This window comes from Flagellimonas sp. (genome assembly GCF_965233845.1).
Taxonomy (GTDB): Bacteria; Bacteroidota; Bacteroidia; order Flavobacteriales; family Flavobacteriaceae; genus Flagellimonas.
Genome location: NZ_OZ247584.1, coordinates 1,715,311 through 1,737,320, shown reverse-complemented (window position 1 = coordinate 1,737,320; position 22,010 = coordinate 1,715,311). Strand labels below are relative to the sequence as shown.

Sequence of the window (22,010 nt, the reverse complement as noted above, 5' to 3'; positions counted from 1 at the left end):
GACGCCCTCTTTTTGTTTTTATTCTTTCAGTTTTATTTTTGTTTTTCCAGTATTACATAGTTTTGTTTTAAGGTACACTTTATGGGCGATGATAATTCAAACAGGCTCAATACCTGATCTATACTGAGATTGTCAAACACCCCTTTAAATTTATATTCAAGCAGTTCTTCGGAATTGACCAAAAAGGATACATGGTACTCCCGCTCCAAATCCTTGATCACCTCTCTTAGAGGAGCCTCATCATAGATCAACTTGCCATCCTTCCAAGAAATCAGGGGTTCGGTTTGAACCTTGTCAATAATCAAACGATCATCAGATTTATTATAGGTTGCCCGTTGCGATGGGTACAGCAATACCGTCTTGTTATCCTTTCGCTCCACAACCTGAACCTTCCCACTTACCAATGTGGTCTCTACTTTTTTATCTTCCGGATAGGACTTTACATTGAAAACGGTTCCCAGAACCTTGATATCCATACCTTCATTGGTATTGACAATAAATGGTTTTTCCTTGTTTTCAGTTACCTCAAAAAAAGCTTCGCCCTTTAACAGAACCTCTCTGGTGTTTCCAGTAAAATTTGCAGGATAGGATAATACACTATTGGCATTTACCGTTACTTTGGTTCCATCGGATAGCACAACTTCTTCTTTTTCCCCAATGGAGGTGGCAATCATGACCATCGCGTTTTCGGTTTCCACGGCTGTGCTCTCGGCAGAATAGTTAAAATAGAAGGCAAGACCAAAAAGTACAACAAGCACAGCAGCATATTTCAGCAGTGCCCTAGTTTTTCTTGGATGTACAGGTTTAACTTCCCCAGTGTCTTCCCGTAAGGACAGGGCGACTTGTTCTGCCTTGGCCTGATGGTATTTTTTTTGAGCTCTCTTGTTTTTAAGTAGCCATTATATTACTTGCTTCTTTTTGTGAAAACCAAGTCGTTCTTCAATAAGATCGTAAATGTGCTTATTCCTCATTGCAGCGTGTGCCTTTTATATTAATGACGTATAAAAGACCACCTATCCCCTACTTGAGGTTCAATTTTTTTTATTCGAAAGTGAAGTGTTCCCTTAATTGGGTCTTTAAAAGCCTGACTGCCTTGGAGATATGGTTCTCAACAGTTTTAGTGGAAATGTTTAGGTCCTTGGCAATTTCTTTGTGTTTTAAGCCTTCTTTTCTGCTTTTGACAAATACTTGTCTGCATTTTTTTGGTAGCTGGTCAATGGCTTTATCAACTTGCTTGTGCAATTCATCCTCGATTATGGACGAAGCACTTTCGTTGGAAAGTGCATGGAAATTCAAAAGATTCTGACGCTGTTCAAGATTGGTCTCTATGGCCAGTACATTTTTTTTACTTCTCAGAAAGTCCAGGCAAGCATTGCGGGTCATTCGAAACAGGTACCCGGTTAGGTTATCAATGCTATGGTTTTCCTCCTGCTTTTTCCATAATTTCACAAAAACATCCTGTACAATTTCCTCTGCATCCTGTTTGGATGAAATGTACCCTCGGGCTATTAGGAAAAGCTTGTTGAAATATAAATCATGGATGACCTCAAAACTCTCATTACTATCATGAGAGACAGCTACAGGAGTCTGTATGAACAAATTTTCAGAGGCCATTATTAGAGTTAGTTGAGTCGATTCCAATCAACAATAATTGGAAATCAATAGTAATATTACCTCAATTATTTAAATAATCAAAAGAATGGCCTTTTTTTTTGAAGAAATCACAAAATTCTGGAATTGTCTTAAAATTACAAAACTCACTCTAGAATCTGCGCAGCATGATTTTTGGCCTTTACTTTGTCAATAACCTTGGTAATAATTCCATCTTTATCCAGGACAAAAGTGATGCGATGGATGCCATCAAAAACGCGACCCATGAACTTCTTTGGACCCCAAACTCCAAAGGTATCAATAACCTCATGGTCCGTATCTGCAAGTAAGGGATAGGGAAAATTAAACTTGTTTCTAAAATTGGTTTGCTTCCTTTCAGAATCCTCGCTTACCCCCAAAATTTCATACCCATTATCCTGAAGCTCGGCATAATGGTCGCGCAAATTGCAGGCCTCAACAGTACAAGTTGGCGTATTGGCCCTGGGATAAAAAAAGACGGCCAATTTTTTACCTTTGTAATCACTCAATTTAATTGTGTTGCCATCTTGGTCTTTTGCTGAAAATTCTGGTACTTTATCTCCTACTTTTAAAGTATTCATATGTATTTGCCTTTAAATCAATTGTTTAATTTATTTTATTCAAAGTTAAACAAAAATGACTAAACTAGAAAAAGTCAATTTTGCCATCCGCACCCTGGATGAGCTTTATCCAACTATTCCTATTCCGTTAGACCACAAAGATCCTTATACCCTTCTTATTGCTGTGCTGATGTCTGCACAAAGTACGGACGTAAGAGTCAATCAAATTACACCGCTGCTGTTTGCCAAGGCAGACAATCCCTATGACATGGTTAAAATGTCTGTGGATGAAATTAGGGAAATAATTAAACCTGTGGGACTTTCCCCTATGAAGTCCAAAGGTATTCATGGATTGTCCCAAATCCTGATTGAAAAGTACAATGGAAAAGTACCTAGGGACATTGCGCTATTGGAGGAATTGCCTGCTGTGGGACACAAAACGGCAAGCGTTGTGGTTTCCCAGGCTTTTGGGATTCCTGCGTTTCCAGTGGATACCCATATTCATAGATTAATGTACCGATGGGGGTTTAGCAATGGTAAAAATGTGGTGCAAACGGAACGGGATGCCAAACGACTTTTTCCCGAGGAAATCTGGAATCGGTTGCACCTGCAGATCATTTGGTACGGAAGGGAGTACTCCCCTGCACGGGGTTGGGACTTGGAAAAAGATATAATTACCAAAACAATAGGAAGAAAATCCGTTTTGGACGAATACCACAAAACCAAAAAGAGCCGCTAATAGCGGCTCTTTTTGCGTTGTCTTTCAATCACTTAGTTCAAAGTAACTTCAAACTTGTGTTTTTTGTAATCAACTACTTTAATTGATTTTGAATAGCTCAATAAGAAATCAATGGTTTCTCGTCTAGCTTTTACCGATTTTACGGTTTCTTGTTCTTCAGAGTAAACGTTTTCCATATTCTAGCATTAATGTTACAATTAGATAACGCCACTAGAATTGAAATATTGTCGTCTTCGATGGAATGCAGATTAATTCGTTAAAACGATATTGTTTCGTTCTACAATTTTTCTTAGGTTAATCAGTGCGTATCGCATCCTACCAAGGGCAGTATTGATGCTTACGCCAGTGTTTTCAGAGATTTCCTTAAAACTCATATCCTTATAGATACGCATCATCAAAACCTCTTTTTGATCTTCTGGCAATTCCTCGATCAAAAGGGTAAGATCGCTATCTATCTGATCCTTGATAATTTGTTTTTCAGCGTTGAGCTTCTCATCCTTGATGACAGAAAAGATGTTGAAATCATCGCTCCCCTCGAACTTGGGCATCCTTTTGTTCTTTCTAAAGTGGTCTATGATCAGGTTATGGGCAATTCGCATAACCCATGGTAAAAACTTACCTTCCTCACTATAGGAACCTCTTTTAAGGGTCTTGATTACTTTAATGAACGTATCTTGGAAGATGTCCTCTGCAACATCCCTATCCAATACTTTAGAATAAATAAAACTGGAGATTCTTTGGTTGTGCCTGTTGATCAAGGCCTCAAGGGCCTTTTCGTTTCCAGCAATATAGTCCTCGACTAATATTGAGTCATCAATCTGTAGTTCCATACAAATTACTTTTTTGGTTATAATCGCCAGCCTTCCTTTTCCTAAGAAGGGCTGAGAGTTATTAGCTTAATTTTAAAAAAGTAATTATTTCTGTATAGGCCTATCAGCGTTTTAATTACATACCAAATATAGAAAAACAGTATGCCCGCGAAAAAACAATGTTGTGATTTGGGCTTTTTCCGATGTTAACTCATGCAATATACGTATTAAGTGTCGGGTACCGTATCTTTGGGTCTCAAATTTTAACATATGACAGCGGTTGACCATATAGATCCCAAGAAAAACATCATCATAAAAGGTGCCAAACTCCACAACCTTAAGAATATAGATGTTGTTATTCCCAGAAACAAACTGGTAGTGATCACAGGACTATCGGGTTCTGGAAAATCCAGTCTGGCCTTTGATACGCTTTATGCTGAGGGACAAAGAAGGTATGTTGAAAGCCTTTCATCCTACGCTCGACAATTTTTGGGCAAATTGGACAAACCGAAAGTGGACTATATAAAAGGTATAGCCCCAGCCATTGCCATTGAGCAAAAAGTGAATTCCACCAACCCAAGATCCACCGTAGGTACTACTACCGAAATCTATGACTACCTAAAACTATTGTTTGCCCGTATCGGTAAGACCATGTCCCCTATTTCCGGTAAAGAGGTCAAGAAAAATACGGTAACAGACGTCATTGATTATATAAAGCCCTTAGCGGAAGGGACCAAGCTTTTGCTATTGGCACCTATACTAATTAAGGAAGATAGGGAGCCGCTAAAATCCCTCGAGCTTTTTTCCAAACAGGGTTATGCCCGTATTAAATATAAAGGACAAGTACTTCGGATTGACCAAGTGCCTAAAAACATCGGTCGGGAATTTGATTTGGTCGTAGATCGTGTCATTGTTAATGACGATGAGGATTTTTACAACCGTTTGGCCAACGCTGTGGACAATGCCTATTTTGAAGGCAAGGGACAATGCGCCATTGAAAATTTGGAAAGCGGGGAAACCAAAACGTTCAGCAATCAATTTGAGCTGGACGGGATGAAATTTCTGGAACCCAATGTACATTTGTTCAGTTTCAACAACCCCTACGGGGCTTGTCCCAAATGTGAAGGCTATGGGGACGTTATTGGTATTGATGCTGATTTGGTAGTTCCAAATACCGCCCTATCCGTTTACGAAAATGCCATTTTTCCATGGCGTGGCGAAAGCATGTCCTGGTACAGAGATCAGTTGGTCAATTCCGCATACAAATTTGATTTTCCCATTCACAAGCCTTGGTTTGAACTTTCCGAGGAACAAAAACAACTAGTGTGGGACGGGAACGAACACTTTACCGGATTGCATGGTTTTTTCCAAATGTTGGAGGAGAAAAGCTATAAAATCCAGAACAGGGTAATGCTGTCCCGTTATCGTGGTAAAACCAAATGTAACGTTTGCAAAGGTAAAAGACTGCGCAAAGAGGCAGATTACGTTAAAGTGGGAGGGCATTCCATTTCAGATTTAATAGAACTGCCCATAAAAAAACTGGCTCCCTTTTTTGAACAGCTGCAATTATCCGAGCACGACAACAAAATTGCCCAGCGTTTACTAAAGGAAATCACCACGCGTCTGGATTTCTTAAGTAAAGTGGGCTTAAGCTACCTTACTTTGAATCGTAAATCCAATAGTTTGTCCGGAGGAGAAAGTCAGCGCATTAATTTGGCAACCTCCCTGGGCAGTAGTTTGGTGGGTTCCATGTATATTTTGGACGAGCCCAGTATTGGCCTGCATCCCAAAGACACCGAAAATTTGATAGAGGTCTTGCTATCCCTTCGGGATTTAGGGAATACCGTGATCGTGGTGGAACATGATGAGGACATTATGAAGGCTGCTGACGAGGTTATCGATATTGGCCCAGAAGCAGGAACCTTGGGAGGTGAAGTGGTGGCTACCGGAAGTTTGGATCATATTCTAAAGGCCAATTCCCTCACCGCTGATTATTTAAATGGCACCAAAGAAATTGAAGTGCCAACTGACCGCAGGAATTCCAAAAATTACATCCAAATTGTTGGAGCAAGGGAAAACAATCTAAAAAACATAGATGTTACCTTTCCTTTAAATATGCTTACTGTGGTCACTGGCGTTTCTGGAAGCGGAAAGAGTACCTTGGTAAAGAAGATTTTGTATCCATCTATATTAAAGGAAGTAGGTGGTTATGGTGAAAAGGCCGGGCAGTTCACCAAAATTGAAGGAAAATATTCACATATCAAACATGTGGAATTTGTAGATCAAAACCCCATTGGGCGTTCCTCCCGCTCCAATCCGGTAACCTACATAAAAGCCTATGACGACATCCGAAGTCTCTTTGCTTCGCAAAAGCTGAGCAAGCTGAGAGGATATCAGGCCAAACATTTTTCTTTTAATGTGGATGGGGGCCGCTGTGAAAAATGTAAGGGCGAAGGTGAAATCGCTGTAGAGATGCAATTCATGGCCGATGTGCATTTGGAGTGTGATGTATGTGGTGGCAAACGATTTAAAAAAGAGATTCTGGAAGTCCAGTTTGAGGGTAAGAGCATTCATGATATCCTGAGCCTTACCATTGATGAGGCCATTGACCATTTTAAGGCATTCAAACAAGATAAAATTGTAAACAAACTTCAGCCATTGCAGGATGTGGGATTGGGATATGTGACTTTGGGTCAATCCTCTTCTACCCTATCCGGGGGCGAAGCACAACGCATTAAACTGGCATCCTTTCTAGTAAAGGGAAACACCAAGGAAAAAGCACTGTTCATCTTTGATGAGCCTACAACCGGATTGCATTTCCACGATATCAAAAAGCTCTTAAAATCTTTTGATGAGCTTATTCGCAAAGGTCACTCCGTATTGGTTATTGAGCATAACATAGAATTAATCAAATGTGCGGACTACATTATTGACCTTGGCCCAGAAGGCGGGGAAAATGGCGGTAACTTGGTTGCCGAGGGTACTCCAGAGGAATTGGCACAAAATCAGGATTCTGTTACTGCGAAATATTTGAGGGAAAAGGTTTGATATAAGCTCAAAACTCAAACTCAAGAAACAAGACTCAAGACCCAAGACAAAAGACTAAAGACTAAAGACTAAAGACTAAAGACTAAAAAGTTCTTGGTTCTAAATGTTGAATGCTAAGTTTTAAATTCTGTATTCACCCCCAATTCAGCATTAAAAACTCAAAATCCAAATTTGAACATTGTTCATTGTTAATTGCTTATTGTTAACGGATAACTGACCCAAGACCAAAGAGCAAAGACGCAAGACGCAAGACCCAAGACCCAAGACCCAAGACACAAGACACAAGACACATGACTCAAGACTAAGAAGTTCTTGGTTCTAAAAATTGAATGCTAACATTTAAATTCTGTATTCACCCCCAATTCAGCATTAAAAACTCAAAATCCAAATTTGAACATTGTTCATTGTTAATTGCTTATTGTTAACGGATAACTGACCAAAGACCAGAGAGCCAAGAGCAAAGACCCAAGACCCAAGACCAAAGACACAAGACACAAGACACATGACTCAAGACTAAAAAGTTCTTGGTTCTAAATGTTGAATGCTAAATTTTAAATTCTGTATTCACCCCCAATTCAGCATTAAAAACTCAAAATCCAAATTTGAATATTGTTCATTGATAACTGTTCACTGATAACTGACAACTGACCTCTAACATCTATTGTCTCACGTCTATTATCTCAAGTCTATTGTCTCACATCTGACAACCCAATCCATTCCCCCAAAACCCCCATCCGTCAATTCAAAAGGGGCATCCGTCAATTCAACCCCATTTTTAAACAAAGCCCATTCTACTTTTAAGTTGCGGGTTAAAATATCCCAAATCCATTGATGAAACACTTAAAATATGCTTATGAGAAAAATTACTTTTTTAACGCTATTACTTGCTTGCACATTTTCATTCGCCCATGGGAATATTGATGATTTTGAAAATGATATAGAAGTTGTTGAGATACTTGATGAAACACTGGAAACCGGCATTTACTATTCAAAATTGAACTATCAAGTTCCAACCAAGATAGTTTTCCCAAATCTAGTTTTAATCAGTAGTGATATCTTCTTTAATGAGACTACAAATTTAGTCTCGATTGAATTTCCAAAACTGGAAAGAATTGAAGGTGATTTCTACCTAGGTCATAATACGGATTTAACCTCCATAAAGTTACCAGAATTAGAACATGCAGAAACAGGTCTTGGATTCCGCTGGAACCCTAAATTAAAGTTAGTTTCCCTTCCTAAATTGATATCGTGTGGTATCCTGCATTTTTATCAAAACATGAATTTGTATGAGGTGAATGTGCCAATACTGGCGGAAACAGCTGCTCCATTTTACTTTCACGAAAATCAAAATCTTAAGGAGATAAACGCCTCTAGTTTAATATTTGCTCATGGTAAACTGCACATTTATGGCCATCCTTTTCTTGAAGTACTGAATCTTTGCAATTTCAATGAGGTATTGCCTTATGGTTACCAAGATCCATATTTTCTCATTTCTAATAATAATGAAGCCATAGATAATGGAAATTACTGTACAAATATAGAAGAAGAACCCGAGGATGAGGAGGAGCAGCCGGAAGAACATCTTGAGGAAGAAGATGAACATCCTGAGGAGGAGGAAGAACGGCAAGAAGAACAACTTGAAGAACAAGAACGAGAACAAGGAGATGACTTTGAAGATCCGGAGGACGTGGAAGATTCTCAAGATAATCCTCGAGTAGAAGGAGAAGGTGAAGAGGAAGAACCTGTTCAAGTCTCTGTCCACCCCAACCCAGCAGAAGACATTGTGCAGATAGATTCGGAAATAGCATTTGATAAAATTGAGATCTACGACCTATCAGGTAATCTGATCAAATCTTTTAGACCCAATGAATCTGGGTATGATGTAAGCGACGTTGCTGCTGGAATGTACGTCATGATCATTTACCACAAAGACTCCATCTATGGCACCATTAAAAAACTGGTCATAAGATAGCACCTAATAACAGCTCCTTCCTGTAACCCCGAGCGTATGCAAAGGAGCTTGGAAGGTGGGTTTTCCAGCAGTGGAAAACTCGGAAGGACGAAAACTCCATAACCCCTCAACCATTAAAGTTCATTACCATGTCCCAATCTACACCAAACAACAGAATTCTTTTAGCCTGCATAGGTTTAGTGGCTCTGAGCCTTGTAGGTTTTGGCACAAATAAGGTTTTACAACCAGAAATGGAAGATGCCTTTGCCCCTAGCATAGCCGTAATCATGTCGGGAACAGCCCGAGATTTTTTGGGTGATCCTGATGGTTGTGAATATGTGGAATACCTAATATACGTTGTCAACAACAGTACCAATGGTGAGTCACTCACTAATATCCAAATCGTAGATGATTCGGATCCAGAATTTGGAAATGATTTAGGTTTTAAAGGGGGGGACGATAATAACAATGGAGTGCTAGATCCAGATGAAACATGGTTATTTAGCACCACCATTTCTCTTAATCAAGACGACTTTGATGCCGGACAGGCGTCCAATCAAGCAAGAGTAACCGCAGACGTAGTGGGTCAACCAGGAATATCCGTTAGTGACCTTTCTGATGACAACGAGTACAAGGAAGATCAACCTACAGTAACTACATTGGATTGTGTTTCTGGTGTGGCTATAACAATGACAACGGAAACGAAAGGTCCGCTTGGAGAAATAGGCGGTTGCTCTACGATAGAATATACTTTTACAGTTGCTCATCAAGGTTCGGCTGTTCAGTCCTTTCACACCGTAGAAGTCTTTATGGAAAATGGAGATTCTATTCCAGGTCCAGATAGCGGTGACGGAGGTTCCCAAAATGTGCTGGAATCAGGAGAAGAATGGGTCTATACCACAACCTACCCAATCACAGCTGCGGATATAATGGCTGGTCAAGTCATACGTAATGGGTTTGTAACTTCCGAGCTAACAGGAGATTTCAAAACTGCAAGCGACATATCCGACTTTGAAAACTATACCGAAAATCGCCCTACAGTTACCGACGTATCTTTTTGCCAACCCCAAATAGCCCTGTTAAAAACCGGTCAGTTGGCCAATGATTGCGGTTCCGTTGATTATGAATTCGCAGTACTCAATTTAAGTGGCAATGGCCAAACCTTCCAAAATGTGGACATAACAGATGGTAGTCTTGTCATGGACGGTCCTACTGGCGATGCCAATAATGATGGGCTTCTGGACACAAATGAGACCTGGATCTACAAGGCATCCTATGACTTAACCGCGGCAGACATTAATCTGGGGCATGTGGACAATATGGCCACCGTAACAGCAGACGTAACGGGTTTTCCTGGCCTAATAGCTTCAGATGATTCCCATCCTACGGAACTAAATTCGGATGGAATCACCTCTACGGATGTCTCGCCATGCCAACCGGGAATTTCAATAATAAAGACAGGAACCGTAGATACCAACTGTTTAAATATTGATTACACTTTTAGTGTAGCCAACGAAGGAAGCTCTCCTTTGACCAATGTAGTGGTAACGGATGCCAAGGTACCGGTTCCTTTATTGCCCGATTCAGGGGATAATAATACCAACGGTCTATTGGATCCAAACGAAATCTGGATATTTTCAGCTTCCTATCCTATAACTCAAGATGATATCATCAACGAAAACGTATCAAATATCGCCCAGGTGGATGCTGAAGTTGATGGGCTACCTGCACTTACCGTCACGGATCTCTCTCATCCTACTGATACTACATTGGATGGAGATACAGATACAGATGTTTCTTCCTGTAAACCTGCCATAGCAATAGTAAAAACTGGTACGCTGGATGAAACCTGCTCCAACATTGAATATAACTTTGAAGTGACCAATCAAGGACCCTATGACCTAAAAGATGTTAACCCAACCGACTTAAGCCTAGGATTGAATCTGGCAGGTCCGAGCGGTGACGATGACTTGGATGGAGAATTGGATGTAGGGGAAATTTGGACCTATACAGCGGCTTACAACATGCAACAAACCGATTTTGACCTCGGCTGGGTATCCAATTCGGCCCGGGTGGATGCCAACGTGGTGGACTTCCTTGGATTGGCCGTTTTTGATCTTTCACACCCGAGTGATGTTACCCTTGATGATCCTACAATTACAACACTTGCCTCCTGTGTTCCAAATATTTCCATAATTAAGACAGGAGTGCTAAGTGGCGACTGCATGACCGTCGACTACACTTTTATCGTGGAAAACCAAGGCAACCAAGATCTCACCGTGGACGAGGTCAAGGACAATAGTCATCCCGAACTCGCCATTGCAGGGCCCATTGGTGATCTAGGCGGCGACGGAATACTAAGTATTGGCGAGACATGGGGCTACACAACTTCATATAGCATACAGCAGACCGACATCGATGCCGGATTTGTATCCAATATTGCACAGGTGGATGCCCATGTGGTTGGACTTCCGAATCTTGTAGTGATGGACCTTTCCCATCCAACAGAAACAACTCAAGATGGGGCAACTAATGTGCTCCTTACTGCATGCCAAAATCCAAAAATGGGATTGATTAAAGAAGCCTCTCTTGCTGACTTGGACCAGGATGGTTGCAATGAAAGTATATTCTACAGATTTACGGTGACCAATACCGGAAACATTTCCCTAAACAATCTGGTGTTGGAAGATGAACTTTTGTTCAATGGAGTGGTTTCAGGACCAGTAAATGGCAGCGATGATGATAATGACGGTGTATTATCTCCCAACGAAACTTGGATCTATGAAGCCTATTACGGCATCACGGCACAGGATTTGGCCAATGGGGATGTCATCAACCAGGCCAACATAACAGGATGGACCCAAGATAATGTTCAAGTCACCGATGATTCCGATGACAATAGCTATGACGAAAATGATGCAACCCTAATTACCGTTGACGGGGCTTGCGAAATCTCCCCGCCTGGAATCGGTCTCATCAAACTCGGATATTTGAGTGATTCGGACGGGGATGAATGTCCGGAAGCAATCGATTATACCTTCAAAGTATCCAACAGAGGAGGGGAACCGTTGGCCAATGTGACCATATCGGACACCTTCTTGGGAACTGGGTCAACCTTTACCATGGAGTCTGGAGATGACAATGGCAATAACACCTTAGATCTTGGGGAAGAGTGGATTTACACCACATCCTACACCTTGACCAAGACGGATATTGAAGCCGGAAAAGTGGAAAATCAAGCTGAAGTTACTGCCCTATCCTCCATTACCCAGCAAACGGTAATGGACATATCCGATAACAACTCTTATGAAGAAAATGACCCAACTAGTACGGAAGTCATTGATGCTTGCGATCCTGAGGGACCTGACTCCAACCCTATCAATGAGAACTTCGAAATCTACACCGGAATTACACCCAATGGGGATGGTATCAACGATTTTTTCAGAATAAATGGTATAGAGCATTATCCCGATAATGTTCTAAAAATCTTCAACAGATGGGGCGTTTTGGTATATGAAGCCGAAGGTTACGGTCTTGGTAATAAATTGTTCTCGGGTGTTTCTGAAGGTAGAGCGACCATTTCACAGCAGGAAACACTTCCCAGTGGTACTTATTTCTATACTCTGGAATTTGAGAATCTCAATCCAGGTCAGAAAACGTATTCTGGTTACCTATATATCAATAGAGATTAAAATTGATAATGAACCGCATCAAAATGTACCTACATACGCATATACAATTCAAAATTCTCATAACCATTATGTATGTGAACCTAGGCTTGTTTTATGTTGGGAATGGACAACAAGACGCACAATACACCCAATATATGTACAACACCCAAGTAGTTAATCCTGCCTACGCAGGCTCTAGCGAAACACTGAGTATTGGTATATTGGGCCGATCACAATGGGTTAGTTTGGAAGGTGCTCCAAGAACAGGGACCCTTACCGTGAATCTACCAGTGGGTTTATACGACAATATGGGGATTGGCATGTCTTTGGTACATGATCAGATTGGCCCCGCTACAGAATCCAATATAGTGTTGGACCTGGCTTATGCCCTGTACCTATCCAGAAATGTGCTTAGCAAGTTATCCTTTGGTATCAAAGCTGGCATGGATTATCTGGATGTTAACTATGAAAAACTCAATATCCAAGAACCTAATGACCCCTATTTTCAAACCAGTATTGACGGAAAGCTACAACCACAGGTTGGCGCAGGTATATATTTCAACTCGGACCGATTTTATGCTGGGCTTTCGGTTCCCAATTTCTTAAACACCGAACATTTTGACAAAAACTCACTCGAAAATCCAAATTTGGAAGGCGTTGCGGTTGAACGTCTGCATTATTTTCTAATTTCCGGTTACGTTTTCGACCTAAATCCCAACCTTAAATTTAAACCCGCTACCCTACTAAAACTGGTAAGTGGTTCACCCCTACAATGGGATATGTCCGCCAATTTTATGCTCAACAACAAGTTTGTTCTTGGTGCTTCCTATCGTTGGAACGCCTCCTTAAGTGGACTTTTGGGGTTCCAAATTTCGGATACTGTTTTTGCAGGAGTAGGTTATGATTATCAATCCACAGATTTGGAAGATTACAGCAATGGTTCTTACGAAGCTTTTGTTCGTTTTGACATTTTTAATCGCGCCGAGCGAATTGTTGCACCTCGATTTTTTTAACCCCAAGCCTTATGCAAACCCCAAAACTGATACTATTTCTTGCTGTTTCCATTATAGTAGGTCATATACATGGCCAGAAGAGCGTCATTAAAAAGGCAGATGAAGAATTTGACACCTACGATTATATTGACGCCAGGGAAATCTATCTCAAAGTAGTGGCCAATGGCTATGAATCGGCCCAAATACTAAAGAAATTGGGAGATACTTATTATTTCAACAGTGAATATACCGAAGCCGTTAAATGGTACCAGCAATTGTTGAACAAATATCCCCAGGATATGGAACCCATTTACTACCACAGGGCGGCACAAAGCCTAAAAAGTACAGGCGACTATTACGGCTCAAAAACAATAATGGGAACCTATGCTGGTTTATCAGCATCCTCAAGATTGGCCTCTATTTTTATGGATAACTACCCCTCATTGGACAGTCTGGCCAAATTCCTATCAAAAGAATATGAGGTTTTAAACATCACCAAATCCATGACCAGTTCAGATTTTGGCCCGGCTTTTTATCAAGATAAATTGGTGTATGCCTCCTCATCTTCCAAGACTGAGGGCAACAAAATTCATAAATGATCCGGTCTCCCATATCTGGATCTATACGAAGCGGAGTTGGATGATGAATGGAAATTGGTTAATCCACAACCCCTTAAAGGTGAGATAAACTCACCGTACCACGAATCAACAGCTGTATTTACCAAAGACGGCAACACAGTTTATTTCACCAGGAACAACTACATCAACGGTAAAAAAAGACATAACAAAGAAAGGTTGGTAAGCCTAAAAATCTATAAAGCCAATAAACAAGAGGATGGAAGCTGGGAGAATGTTAAGGAACTACCGTTCAACAGTGATTCCCATTCCGTGGCCCACCCGGCTCTTAGCCCAGATGAAAAGCGATTGTATTTTTCCTCGGATATGGAAGGTACGCTGGGAATGTCTGATTTATGGTATGTGGATATCCTTGGGGATTTCTCCTATGGCCAACCAGTGAACTTGGGTCCGGCCATTAATACTGAGGCAAGAGAAACCTTTCCCTTCGTCAGCGCACACAACAATCTATATTTCTCCAGTGATGGCCACCTAGGACTAGGCGGCCTGGATGTTTTTACAATCTCCTTGAACCCAGATTCCGACGCAAAAGTAATCAATCTAAAACGGCCCATAAATACTGCAATGGATGATTTTGGATTTATTATTGACGAAGCAAAACAAATAGGGTATTTGTCTTCAAATCGGGATGGAAAACCAGGTAGTGCTTCCGATGATATTTATCGGGTTTGGGAGTCCTGTGGTGAAATTACTGTACAAGGTTCGGTTAGCGATACCACAACGAAAAAACCTGTTTACGGAGCGGTGGTTACCTTGATGGATGAGAGCAATCAGCCAAAAGAACAAACCCAAACCAATTCCAACGGTACATATATTTTTGAGCATCTACTGGATTGCGGCAAACAATATACCGTACGGGTAGAGCACGAAAATTTGGATTATAAACCCACTGAAAAAGTAATAACCGTTCCGCGAGGCTCTGGAAATTTACAGGTGGACATACAACTTTTGCTTCCAGATTGTGCGGTGAATGACTTAGGATGTAGGCTAAACCTCCAACCCATTTATTTTGACTACGGTGCCCATGCTATAAGAAAAGATGCAGAAGTGGAATTGGCCAAGATTCTTCATGCGCTCAAGTCATATCCCAATTTACGCATCCACATAGAATCCCACACAGATTCAAGGTCTAGTGATTCCTTTAATATGGGATTGAGTGAGCGAAGAGCTAATTCAACATTGCAATGGTTGGTTCGTAATGGTGTAGATGCCAACCGCCTATCTGCCAAGGGGTATGGTGAAACCCAACTGCTTAATCATTGTTCCAATGGAGTGGAATGCCCAGAATCCGACCACCAACTGAATAGAAGGTCGGTTTTCATAATTCTGGAATAATAATTTTTATACACTGTTAATCAGTATCTTACGATTGTCGTGTGATTTTTGGCACACTGTTTGGTTCATGCTATTCAGAATGTAAATAGTTGCATTCAGAATTTAAAACCCTATAGTATGAAAAAGTTAGTACTCATTATAGCAGCAGTGCTTTTGGGTGTACCAAACATCCAGGCAGCCAAAGAGGATACAGCCTTTGTTACAAGTGCGTATCGTTACGGGAACTCATTCATCTTTGTCGAAAATGGGGTGACTTTTTCAGTTTACCCAGATGGCGAGTTCGATTTCTATATCGACAATCAAGTAAATGTGGGCATCGGTGCCCGAATTGGAAATGTAGGTGTAACCTTCAATTCCGGATATAACTACAATCCTTTTGTACAGTATGACGATTATGGTGCCGTAATTCAGGTTGAGAACATACCTATTTATTACGACTATTATGGTCGTGTATCACAAATAGGTGGTGTGGACGTATGGTATAGAAATGGACGTGTCCGCAGAGTCGGTGGATTGAACATCTTTTATAACGGCGGCGTGTTTAGTCATTATACAGGATTTATCAATGTCTATAACAGACATTACGTGTATAGACCTTTCCATAGGTATTTTATCAGACCCTCTGTTGGATTCTGTAATGTATACACAAGACCTTATAGAAGGTATTATAGACCTATTAGGTATACCTACTATAGACCTTACAGACACAACTATAGAAGAAGTTATGCCCATAGAGGGAAGGTTTTTAGACATGATCGATACAATGACAGAAACTATAAACGAGGTAATATCTATAGAAATGACAAGCGGGTTACCAGACGTAACCATGTACGAAGAGATGGAGCCGACTATGGTAGAAGCAACCGATATACTGGTAGAAACGATTATAGAAACAACGATTACAGAAAAAACAATACGGTAAGTCGTTCCAATAGAAGCGTTAAAAGAGGTACAGGTGTTGATCGTTCCATAAAGCAGGGCAATTATAGAAACAGTAATAGTGTTAGGAGAAACAATGAGGGAAGAACTGTAACCCAAAGACAGGTGACCAAAAGGCCCAATAGTCGCACAGTCACCAAGAGAGAGGTCACTTCTACACCAAAAAGTAGAACGGTTACACGTAGTACAAGCACTACCTACAGGAAGCCACAGACCAGAAATAACAATAGGTCTGTAACCAGTAGGAACAATGTGCAAAAGAGAACGGTTTCACGTAGCACAAATAATAGCTATAGAAAGCCTCAGGCTAGAAAAAGTACTAGCAGGTCAGTAACAAGCAGAAGCAGTGCTCCCAAAAGAACCGTAAGCAGAAGTACAAAAACGACGGTACGCAAAAGTTCAGGGAATACCACTTCAAGAAGAAGTAACAATACAGGCACTAGGACAAGAAGCTCCAGAAGAGTGCAATAAAGATAGTTTTTAGGTTGGTTAGTTGTTACCCCGTAGTTGGATTTATCCGCTACGGGGTTTTTCGTTTCAACCATTTAGCCAAAACCCCAGATACATCCTCAGAAATGTGGAAACGAAAAAGAATTCCCAAATACATGGCAATAACCAAAGCCGACTTCAACCCAATATTGACCAAGGGATGAAATGGGAACTGAAGCATTCCAAACAAAGCTCCAATCAACATAAGTGTGGCAAACACCTTAAAGGTGGCAGCCGTCATCGGTAGCATTCCAAATTTGAGTTTTACAAAAATCAACTTGGAGAGATTAAAAAGGAAAATGGCGATGAAACTCGCCATGGCCGCACCTTCAATTCCGTAAATGGGAATCAACCATAAATTGAGCAGGATGGTCGCCAATGCAAAGCAAATCCCCATGGCCAATACCCATTTATAGTATTCTGAATAGTAGAGTATGGCAGTGATATTTCCCAATAAAGAATCAAAAACCTTGGCCAGACCAATAAGAAACACAATGAAAAATCCATCCCGGTATTCCTCTGGAATCATCAGGTACAAATCGTTTAGGTTGAGTACGATCAAAACAAAGAGGATTCCAGAAGCAATAAAGGAAGTCAGGGAAGTCTTTTTATAAAGATTTTCCAGCTCAAAGGTATTCCCATTATTCAAATAACTGGCGGTCATTGGGTAGGTTATTTGATGCATGGCCCTAGTGGGAACTATAATACTAGTGGCAATGTAAATGGCAACCCCATAATACGCCACTTGGTCCAATGTTCTAAACTGATTGATCATGACTTTATCAATCTCGAGCAGAATTAAAGCTACAGACCCGCCTAGAACCATTAAAAGTCCATAGCCTAGAATTTGTTTGGTTTCCTTCGGAAAACTGAAATTAAGAACTGGGCGTTGCAGGGAATATGCATACAGTTTCATCAAAAGGGTACGAAGCAAGTAGACCCCAACTAGAGCTTGGTAAAAAAAGTCTAGTGTGATAATTTCCAGATACAGCAATACCAACAATACAGTGGCGCAAACCCTGGCAAACACTTCCTTTAAGAAATTTCCAAAAACCGACTTTAAATGAACCTTGCCCCAAGCATAAAACACCTCAAAATAGGCCAGCGACAATCCTACCAAAAACAGATACCAGATATAATCCTTAACCAAAGAATTCTGTATGGAAAGAAAGTCCCCAATATTGTCATAAAATAACCAGACCAATAAGGTCAAAGGCAAAATGATCATTAAGGGCGCTAAAAGAATTAGCGTCAGAAACCCATTTTTGTCTTTGTTATCCTGGGCACTATAAAATTTGACCATGGAATTATGTGCCCCTGCAGACATTATGGGCATTAGGATAGCACCGGAGGCCAAAATAAAGGTAACCAACCCGTAATAGGAAGGTTCAAGAATATTGGTGTAGAGAAAAAGGGTATTTAGGGCCCCAAACCCAAACCCAATAAAGGTTGTGATGGTATTTGTTACTGTCTGTTTTAAGACGATTCCCATACAATAAAGTTTACCAGCTCCTTGGTCAATTCCCGGCGGTGAAATTTTTCAATTCCTATGGAATTGGCACTGAATCCGCCTTTTTTAAATTGTTCAAACCAATCCAAAAGTACATTTTTTAACGCTGGAGCATCTGTAGTGGATAATGAAATTCCCGCTTTTGTTTCCTGTACTATCCTCCCCGCTTCCCATTCTGTTGGTCCCAAGGCCAAAATAGGTCGTTTTGCGTTCAGGTATTCAAATAATTTTCCTGGAATAATTCCTTTGGTTTCTTCAGAAGCTATTTCCAGCAATAACAGTATCTGCGACTTTTGCTGAACTTCCACTACTTGTTCATGGGGTAGATATCCCAATTGATTGGTATAGGACTGCAAGCCGTGTTGGCCAATGGATTCCCAAACCTCCTCCCCTACTACCCCCGCCAACTGTATGCTCAATTGTTTTGCAAATTCTGGTCGTTCGTTGACCAGCTCTTGGAGCACTTTCCAGAGTGTAATGGGGTTTCTCCCTGTTAGTAGGGAGCCTAAATGTGAGATGGTGAACTTGGAGTCCAATTGCAAAGGGCTAAGCACTTCATCAAACCCATTGGTGATAACCTTGACGGGCCGGTTGGTTAAAGCTTCAAACTCCATTTGGGTAGTCCTGCTGGTGACCACAATCTTGTCCGAGTTTGTCAAAACTTTCTTTTCCAGGTCTTTGTGTTTCTTCTGGGATTTTTTGGTCAAACGAAGCTTGTTGTGATATCCAATGGAGGTCCAGGGATCACGGAAATCCGATATCCATTGAATGTTCATCTTCTTTTTCAGTTCCAATCCAATCAGATGAAGGCTATGTGGGGGACCTGTGGTGATTATGGTTTCAATTCCTTCTTTTTCGATAATCCCCAAGAGAAATTTGACCGAGGGTTTTACCCAGTACTTTCGTGCATCAGGAATAAATAGGTTACCTCGAATCCAAAGCAAGATTTTTTCGAGAGACGACGGCTTTTTCTCTGGGATGATTCCAGAACTAATGGTTTTGGTTTTCTTTTTGGACAACAGGGATGCCCAAGCATAGGGTTCTTTGATGGGGTGTTTTAGTACCCGCACATCGTTAGGTACCTCCGAAAGTAAATTTTCATCCACCAAAGGATAATGCGGGTTTTCCGGAACATAGACTACGGGTTCAATATTAAAGTCTCGGAGGTATTTCACAAATTTCAGCCAACGCTGTACCCCTGGTCCACCTGCAGGAGGCCAATAATACACTATGACCAAGACTTTACGCATTATTCCTTTTTGGATTTTTTTGGTCGAAGTGAAAACCCAAGTCCACCAATAATGATCAAGCCCAGCAAGAGGTTGCTTACCAATGCAACTTGACTTCCCATCTGAACGACTTCGGGCTCAAACTTAAATTCTATGGTGTGCTCCCCAGCTGGAACCTTCATCCCCCTTAGGGCATAATTTACTTTATAATGAGGTTCCAACTTTCCATCAACAAAAGCGTTCCAACCTTTTGGATAGTGCATTTCCGAAAAAACGGCAAATCCATCATTTGCATTAGTTGTTTGATATTTGATTACATTAGGGCGATGGTCCACAAGGGTTATTGAGGCCAATGAATCCAATTCAAAATTCAGCTTGGTAACTGTGGGATAGGCGTTGGTATTTACGATAGCCTCTTCCTTGGAATTAAAATCTGTCAGACCTTGAATCTCTTCATTGGCGGAACCAACCGGTTTTACTTTTCTAACAAACCAGGCATTTCCATTCGCATCATCGTTTATGGCAGGAAAACTACCCCCTTCCTCATCTTGCTGGATGATATACTTTACATTAAGCATGTTCAGCACCTGCAGATTGTTTTGGTACAAATGGTGCTCAAACAAGTCTTGTAATTGTCTGGGTTTGGCAGCGTGGTACCCTCCAATGGATTTATGGAAATAGGATGTTCTGGCCCCATTCAGTCCTTCTTGCGGATCAAACACCCGATAGACGGAATCATCTTGTTGGATCATTTCATCTATCTGGCTGGCTTGGAACGGGGTTGCCACTCGACGCTGGCGTACAAAATCTCCCTCATTGACATACCTCAGGTCCACCCCTACCAAATCAAACAAAACCAAGATACCCAAGGCTATTGTCATCAAATTCTTTCCTATTTTATCTTTGATAAAGAACCATAACACGCTAGCCGCCAACAACACATAAATCAAGGAGCGGATGGTATCACTGATGTAAACGGCTTCACGGTCACGTTGTATCATGGTCATCAATTCATCTCCAAAATACCCGCGATACGTCTCGTCCCGTAACCCTTCAAAATCAAAGAAGCCCTTCAACAAGAAAATGAAGACCGTAAGTCCTAAGCTAATAAAGAAGGCCCATTTTAGCGAACGAACCTTCTCCTTGGATTTCATTGAATTTCTGAACAACTCCCTAATACCCAGTATCCCCAGCACAGGCATGCACAGTTCCAAAACCACCTGAATGGAAGAAACCGCCCTAAATTTGTTGTACAATGGAAAGTAATCGACCATAAACTGCGTTAAAGCCGGAAAGTTCTTGCCCCATGAAAGCAGCAAGGACAAAACAACTCCGGACAGTAACCACCATTTCTTCTTGCCTTTAACCACAATCAAGCCCAATACAAAGAGAAAGAAAATTATGGCACCTACATAGGCCGGCGCAGCCACAATGGGTTGGTCACCCCAATACAAAGGCATGCCACTGGAAAACTCCAATGCCTTGGTTGGGGAAAGACCTTGGTCGGTCAAATATTCGTAGGCTTTGGACTTGGAACCCAAATCCTCGTTTCCTGAACCTCCGAACAATCGTGGAGAAAACAGATTTAGCGATTCGGCAATACCGTAACTGTATTGGGTTATGTAGTCGTAATCCAATCCAGAGGTGGCCACCTTTGGGCTGCCATCCGGGTTAATAGTCAATTCTGATGTGCCTCTGGTACTCCAATCTGCATATTCCTTTGTGGCTAAAAGTCCTGTGACATTGGTAGCAATGGACAGCGCAACAGCGCCAATCAAAATCCCGACGGAAGCAAGGAAATGTTTTAGTTTTTTATCCTTAATGGCATAAACCAACTGTACCAAGCCCAAAATCAATACCAATAACATAAAGTAATAGGTCATTTGGTAGTGATTGGCATTGATTTCCAAGGCCATGGCCAGTGCCGTTAAAATAAAACCCAATAGGTACTTCTTTCGAAAGACCAGGACAATCCCGCCCAAAACCATGGGGATATACCCCAGCGCATGGGCCTTGGCATTATGCCCAACCCCCAGAATAATTATCAAATAGGTAGAAAAACCAAAGGCCAGTGCCCCCAATATGGCCAATCGATACTCAACTTTAAGGCAAAGCATCAAAATATAGAATCCGATAAGGTACAGAAATAGATAATCCGCAGGTCTCGGGAGAAAACGAATCAGTCGATCCAACTTTTTAATGTAATCGTGTGGATAGTTTGCCCCAAGTTGATAGGTTGGCATACCTCCAAATGCACTATTCGTCCAGTACGACTCCTCCCCCGTCAATGCTTTGTAATCATTGCGTTCCTTGGCCATGCCATTGTATTGGGCAATATCTGACTGGAAAATAGCCTTACCCTGAAGCACTGGGTAAAAATAGACCAGGGATGCAAGGATAAAGAATGCTATGACACAAATATGGGTGCTTAGCGCTTTTACGGAAAGGTTCATGGATTGATTTTGAAAAGACAA

At 41.2% G+C, this 22,010-nt stretch carries 15 protein-coding genes; 8 read left to right on the top strand and 7 right to left on the bottom strand.

Annotated elements, in window-relative coordinates:
- Positions 1-32 precede the first annotated feature (32 nt).
- The 3 genes from ACO6S0_RS07510 to bcp form a co-directional block, all read right to left on the bottom strand.
- Positions 33-758 (bottom strand): FecR family protein, encoded by a 726-nt coding sequence (locus tag ACO6S0_RS07510; protein ID WP_422351369.1) that lies wholly within the window; start codon positions 756-758, stop codon positions 33-35.
- 283 nt (positions 759-1,041) lie between these two features.
- Positions 1,042-1,614 carry an RNA polymerase sigma-70 factor gene (locus tag ACO6S0_RS07505; RefSeq protein ID WP_422351368.1) on the bottom strand — a complete coding sequence of 191 codons (573 nt, stop codon included), beginning with the start codon at positions 1,612-1,614 and terminating at the stop codon, positions 1,042-1,044.
- 143 nt (positions 1,615-1,757) lie between these two features.
- Positions 1,758-2,210 carry a thioredoxin-dependent thiol peroxidase gene (gene bcp / locus ACO6S0_RS07500; protein WP_422351367.1) on the bottom strand — a complete coding sequence of 151 codons (453 nt, stop codon included), beginning with the start codon at positions 2,208-2,210 and terminating at the stop codon, positions 1,758-1,760.
- A gap of 55 nt (positions 2,211-2,265) precedes the next feature.
- Between bcp and ACO6S0_RS07495 the strand changes: the two genes are divergently transcribed.
- Complete coding sequence (locus ACO6S0_RS07495) at positions 2,266-2,928, top strand: endonuclease III domain-containing protein (RefSeq protein ID WP_422351366.1); 663 nt, start codon at positions 2,266-2,268, stop codon at positions 2,926-2,928.
- A gap of 248 nt (positions 2,929-3,176) precedes the next feature.
- Here the strand turns inward: ACO6S0_RS07495 and ACO6S0_RS07490 are convergent, their stop codons facing one another.
- On the bottom strand, positions 3,177-3,758 hold the full coding sequence (locus tag ACO6S0_RS07490; protein ID WP_422351365.1) for an RNA polymerase sigma factor: 582 nt from the start codon (positions 3,756-3,758) through the stop codon (positions 3,177-3,179).
- A gap of 249 nt (positions 3,759-4,007) precedes the next feature.
- Here ACO6S0_RS07490 and uvrA point away from each other — a divergent pair, with 249 nt between their 5' ends.
- The 7 genes from uvrA to ACO6S0_RS07455 all read left to right on the top strand — a co-directional run bounded on the left by uvrA (position 4,008) and on the right by ACO6S0_RS07455 (position 16,779).
- Positions 4,008-6,785, top strand: a complete 2,778-nt coding sequence (gene uvrA / locus ACO6S0_RS07485) for an excinuclease ABC subunit UvrA (protein ID WP_422351364.1) — start codon at positions 4,008-4,010, stop codon at positions 6,783-6,785.
- An 853-nt stretch (positions 6,786-7,638) separates the two neighbouring features.
- Positions 7,639-8,757 (top strand): T9SS type A sorting domain-containing protein, encoded by a 1,119-nt coding sequence (locus ACO6S0_RS07480; RefSeq protein ID WP_422351363.1) that lies wholly within the window; start codon positions 7,639-7,641, stop codon positions 8,755-8,757.
- A 128-nt stretch (positions 8,758-8,885) separates the two neighbouring features.
- Complete coding sequence (locus tag ACO6S0_RS07475) at positions 8,886-12,428, top strand: gliding motility-associated C-terminal domain-containing protein (protein ID WP_422351362.1); 3,543 nt, start codon at positions 8,886-8,888, stop codon at positions 12,426-12,428.
- 8 nt (positions 12,429-12,436) lie between these two features.
- Positions 12,437-13,420, top strand: a complete 984-nt coding sequence (locus ACO6S0_RS07470; RefSeq protein ID WP_422351361.1) for a type IX secretion system membrane protein PorP/SprF — start codon at positions 12,437-12,439, stop codon at positions 13,418-13,420.
- Positions 13,421-13,431: 11 nt separating this feature from the next.
- On the top strand, positions 13,432-13,998 hold the full coding sequence (locus ACO6S0_RS07465; protein ID WP_422351360.1) for a tetratricopeptide repeat protein: 567 nt from the start codon (positions 13,432-13,434) through the stop codon (positions 13,996-13,998).
- Positions 13,999-14,034: 36 nt separating this feature from the next.
- Entirely contained in the window at positions 14,035-15,369 is a 1,335-nt protein-coding gene (locus ACO6S0_RS07460; RefSeq protein ID WP_422351359.1) for an OmpA family protein, read from the top strand.
- Between the two features lie 117 nt (positions 15,370-15,486).
- Complete coding sequence (locus ACO6S0_RS07455; RefSeq protein ID WP_422351358.1) at positions 15,487-16,779, top strand: hypothetical protein; 1,293 nt, start codon at positions 15,487-15,489, stop codon at positions 16,777-16,779.
- A 49-nt stretch (positions 16,780-16,828) separates the two neighbouring features.
- Here ACO6S0_RS07455 and ACO6S0_RS07450 read toward each other — a convergent pair whose 3' ends face one another.
- Genes ACO6S0_RS07450 through ACO6S0_RS07440 form a run of 3 tightly spaced genes read right to left on the bottom strand, consistent with a single transcriptional unit; the run spans position 16,829 to position 21,989 of the window.
- Positions 16,829-18,289 carry a lipopolysaccharide biosynthesis protein gene (locus ACO6S0_RS07450; protein ID WP_422351357.1) on the bottom strand — a complete coding sequence of 487 codons (1,461 nt, stop codon included), beginning with the start codon at positions 18,287-18,289 and terminating at the stop codon, positions 16,829-16,831.
- Complete coding sequence (locus tag ACO6S0_RS07445; protein ID WP_422351356.1) at positions 18,274-19,557, bottom strand: glycosyl transferase family 1; 1,284 nt, start codon at positions 19,555-19,557, stop codon at positions 18,274-18,276. The genes ACO6S0_RS07450 and ACO6S0_RS07445 overlap by 16 nt, the downstream gene beginning before the upstream one ends.
- The gene (locus tag ACO6S0_RS07440; RefSeq protein ID WP_422351355.1) at positions 19,557-21,989 is read right to left on the bottom strand and encodes a YfhO family protein; all 2,433 of its coding nucleotides are present in this window, start codon (positions 21,987-21,989) and stop codon (positions 19,557-19,559) included. The genes ACO6S0_RS07445 and ACO6S0_RS07440 overlap by 1 nt, the downstream gene beginning before the upstream one ends.
- Between the last annotated feature and the right edge of the window lie 21 nt (positions 21,990-22,010).

Excerpts from the sequence above, each read along its gene's own strand:
- ACO6S0_RS07470 (WP_422351361.1), top strand. The coding sequence starts at position 12,437 with ATGAACCGCATCAAAATGTACCTACATACGCATATACAATTCAAAATT.
- ACO6S0_RS07455 (WP_422351358.1), top strand. The coding sequence starts at position 15,487 with ATGAAAAAGTTAGTACTCATTATAGCAGCAGTGCTTTTGGGTGTACCA.
- ACO6S0_RS07490 (WP_422351365.1), bottom strand. The coding sequence starts at position 3,758 with ATGGAACTACAGATTGATGACTCAATATTAGTCGAGGACTATATTGCT.
- ACO6S0_RS07445 (WP_422351356.1), bottom strand. The coding sequence starts at position 19,557 with ATGCGTAAAGTCTTGGTCATAGTGTATTATTGGCCTCCTGCAGGTGGA.
- ACO6S0_RS07495 (WP_422351366.1), top strand. The coding sequence starts at position 2,266 with ATGACTAAACTAGAAAAAGTCAATTTTGCCATCCGCACCCTGGATGAG.
- ACO6S0_RS07480 (WP_422351363.1), top strand. The coding sequence starts at position 7,639 with ATGAGAAAAATTACTTTTTTAACGCTATTACTTGCTTGCACATTTTCA.
- ACO6S0_RS07440 (WP_422351355.1), bottom strand. The coding sequence starts at position 21,989 with ATGAACCTTTCCGTAAAAGCGCTAAGCACCCATATTTGTGTCATAGCA.
- bcp (WP_422351367.1), bottom strand. The coding sequence starts at position 2,210 with ATGAATACTTTAAAAGTAGGAGATAAAGTACCAGAATTTTCAGCAAAA.
- ACO6S0_RS07505 (WP_422351368.1), bottom strand. The coding sequence starts at position 1,614 with ATGGCCTCTGAAAATTTGTTCATACAGACTCCTGTAGCTGTCTCTCAT.
- ACO6S0_RS07465 (WP_422351360.1), top strand. The coding sequence starts at position 13,432 with ATGCAAACCCCAAAACTGATACTATTTCTTGCTGTTTCCATTATAGTA.
- uvrA (WP_422351364.1), top strand. The coding sequence starts at position 4,008 with ATGACAGCGGTTGACCATATAGATCCCAAGAAAAACATCATCATAAAA.
- ACO6S0_RS07475 (WP_422351362.1), top strand. The coding sequence starts at position 8,886 with ATGTCCCAATCTACACCAAACAACAGAATTCTTTTAGCCTGCATAGGT.
- ACO6S0_RS07450 (WP_422351357.1), bottom strand. The coding sequence starts at position 18,289 with ATGGGAATCGTCTTAAAACAGACAGTAACAAATACCATCACAACCTTT.